At 33.7% G+C, this 288-nt stretch carries 1 pseudogene; it reads right to left on the bottom strand.

Annotation, left to right across the window (positions count from 1 at the left end):
* A pseudogene (locus tag AMO19_RS03440) lies at positions 1-288 on the bottom strand (ferredoxin-NADP reductase); the annotation flags it as partial.

The raw sequence follows: 288 nt of genomic DNA, 5'->3' as shown, positions 1-288 counted from the left end.
TACCAATACTTTGGCCTTCTACATAATTTAAAAATGGATCACTATCTTTAAGGTCGAAAGTTATGTGATTAACTCTACCAATTGCTCCTTCTTTGAGAAGACTATAGTTTTCAATAACTGTTCCCTCATAAGGTGTTTTAGGACGGTAAATATTGACTGGAACATCTGCATGTTTTTTCTTAACTATTTTTGGAGCTTCTGTTTTTGGAGCTTCTGTTTTTGATACAGAGACTTTTTTAGGTTCCACAGCTTTTGCCTCAGGTTTTTTTGTTTTTGCTTCTTCAACAA

Origin of the sequence: Prochlorococcus marinus (genome assembly GCF_001180245.1) — a bacterium.
Taxonomy (GTDB): Bacteria; Cyanobacteriota; Cyanobacteriia; order PCC-6307; family Cyanobiaceae; genus Prochlorococcus_A; species Prochlorococcus_A marinus_F.
Note: the sequence above shows the minus strand (reverse complement) of the source record. Positions and strands in the feature narration are given on the sequence as shown.